The organism is Alcanivorax sp. HI0083, assembly GCF_001635175.1.
Map to the genome: position 1 here is coordinate 1 of NZ_LWFX01001740.1, position 2837 is coordinate 2837.

The 2837-nt window shown below is 50.3% G+C and carries 2 protein-coding genes; both read right to left on the minus strand.

Annotation, left to right across the window (positions count from 1 at the left end; translation table 11 throughout):
* Positions 1 to 377: 377 nt before the first annotated feature.
* Positions 378 to 971, minus strand: a complete 594-nt coding sequence (locus A3754_RS26840; RefSeq protein WP_156497230.1) for a hypothetical protein — start codon at positions 969 to 971, stop codon at positions 378 to 380.
* A 1072-nt stretch (positions 972 to 2043) separates the two neighbouring features.
* Positions 2044 to 2837 (minus strand): fumarate hydratase C-terminal domain-containing protein (locus tag A3754_RS25330; RefSeq protein ID WP_197468866.1); only part of this gene is annotated, 794 nt, incomplete at its 5' end.

Below are 2837 nucleotides of genomic sequence, written 5' to 3' on the forward strand. Positions count from 1 at the left end.
TCATTTGCATGCTAAACACTCAGCCTGATTGCTTGTAGAGTACTCCGCATACCAATAATGCGGATCATTTATTTTTCGGTAATCTAGGCCGCTATCTTCATACGAGTGATGAAAACGACGCTTTAGAATAACTATTTTCTTGCATTTGGGTGGCCAAGCTGATTCCTCGGCAATTTCGTTGCCTCGAGCCAGCTCTGACTTGAGAATTTCATTCAATTCATTTGATTCGAACAAGCCATGATTCCTTTATGCACTTAACGCCGCGCTCAGCCGCAGCTTACTTTGGGCGCCTTTTGCGCGAAAATGGGAGCGTAGCGACCGCGCAAAAGGTGCGCAAAGTAAGATGTCGGCCTGCAGCGCTTTGTTAAATGTTTTTCTCATACGGTGACGGCGTGCCACCGGACCTCATTAAATTCTTTAATGACAACCTTGAAAGTTACATTTTCAGTAAAAACTAGGAACTCATGTTGCTCACCTTCAGGGATTTTCAGCCATATTGAACTGCTTTGATCAACTGATATCGTTTCTCTGGAAATGCACTTTTTAGCATACCTTGAAGAACATTCTTCTATCCCGTTTAGATCACTAAGGCTTAGATTCCCAGATTCTCTAATATTTTTGAATTCAATTACTCGAGGCTGACTCGTGTCGTAAGCAAGCCTTGACTCTCTATCCAATTGGGGAAATACAGGCAGCAAAAAACCGATGCTCTCTGAGCGTCGCTTATATGGAGCAGAGCAGACCTGGATAGATTCCTTTGAACCTCCTGAAAAGCACCAAATATTCTGAAAATCGTCGTAATCTTTAGAGCTATAGTCAACCAGCTCAAAATGGTGATTTCTTGCTGACACAGTACATCCAGAAAGTGCAATTAGAATTGTAATTAGTACGATATTTCTCATGACATTTAACGCTGCGAGCAGCGGCGCGTGTTTTTGCGTCCGCTGCCTTGCCTGGTTAAGTGGCGACACACCACCCTACCTAAGGGCAAGATGTGAGCCTGCGAACCAGACCTAAATTTTGGCACCCGCAAGAAATGAAGACTTGAAGACACCCCCAACCTGAAATGTGGCCGCCCACAACGAACGGGATAACCTAGCCACAACCTCTTATTTTTCTAACGGCACCCGAATGCTCACTTATGGCACCGACTTGGAATCTTGCGCTGCCATAAAAAAGCAGAGCCATTTAACGCTGCGAGCAGCGGCGCGTATTTCGCGTCCGCTGCCTTGCCTGGTTAGGTTGGCGACACGCCACTGCCAACTACTGGCACGATGTGAGCCTGCGAACCCAACCTGAATTTATGGCACCTGCAAGAACGCAGACTTTGCAGCTACCCCCAACCTTGATTGTGGCTGCCCGCAACGAACGGGAAAGCCTTGCCACAACTCCCAACCTCAACAACGGCACCAGGAACGGAACTGCCGGATATGTAACTCGGCACGATGCCTAATGCTGGACTGCCTGCTACTGGCAGTGAATTTCAAACTGCTCTGACCTCAATAAACAGGAAAAGGCAGAGCAACCTAACAGCGTATTCAATTGCAGATGCGATATATCACTTTGCAATATATCCCCGATCCGACTTTCCCCTGAAACCACCCTAAATAACAAGACAATCAATATTTTAGCTAAAAGTCAGGAACCATTCTCATCTGACTTTTCTTGCACTTGCGTGTTGAACGGGAAATTTTGTCGTGACTTTTCTTGCATCGAAAAATCTGAAAATTAACTTTATCTCAGCAACTTACAAAAATCTGTAAGCCATATCCTACATATTCAACTTGTGTGCGGGTGAAAAAGAGAATTTAGGGCGGGATAACCAGGCTGGTGAGAAAGTTAAGGTTGGAGGGTTGATTGCCAAGTTTGTCAGGTTATCTAGCGCGGGGTTCGTCCCTCGAGAGGAACTCCTACAAAAAAGTGCGGGTTGCTTTGACGGTTTGGGTTTTTCGTGTTGCTTGTTGCATGAAGCGTGTTGCAGCCGTTCGCCCACAAAAAAACCGCGCTGAAAGCACGGTTTTTTTTGGGCGAACTGCGTAGTACCTACTGCGCGCTCTTTTCGGCGATCTTCTGTTTCCAGATGACCGGGCCGGTTTTGTGTACGGATTCGCCCAGGGAGTCCACGGCCACAGTGACGGGCATGTCTTCCACTTCGAATTCGTAGATGGCTTCCATTCCCAGATCTTCAAAGGCCGCCACGCGGGATTTGCGGATGGCTTTGGAGACCAGGTAGGCGGCGCCGCCTACGGCCATGAGGTACACGGCCTTGTTGTCCTTGATGGCTTCGATGGCGGTGTCGCCACGCTCAGCTTTACCGACCATGCCGATCAAACCGGTTTCTTCCAGCATGGTGCGGGTGAACTTGTCCATGCGGGTAGCAGTAGTCGGGCCTGCCGGGCCAACCACTTCGTCACCGACTGGATCCACCGGCCCTACGTAATAGATAAACCGGTTGGTGAAGTCCACGGGCAGTTTTTCGCCCTTGGAGATCATGTCTACCATGCGCTTGTGGGCCGCATCACGGCCGGTGAGCAGTTTCCCGGACAGTAGCAGGGTGTCACCGGGCTGCCAGGTCTGCACTTCTTCCGGGGTCACGGTATCCAGATTGACACGCTTGGCACCTTCGTCGTTGCCCCAGGCAATGTCCGGCCACTCTTCCAGGTCCGGTGCTTTCAGGTCGGCCGGGCCGGTGCCGTCGAGGATAAAGTGGGCGTGACGGGTGGCGGCACAGTTGGGGATCAGTGCCACCGGCTTGTTGGCGGCGTGGGTGGGGTAATCCACTACTTTCACGTCCAGCACGGTGGTCAGGCCGCCCAGGCCTTGCGCGCCCACACCCA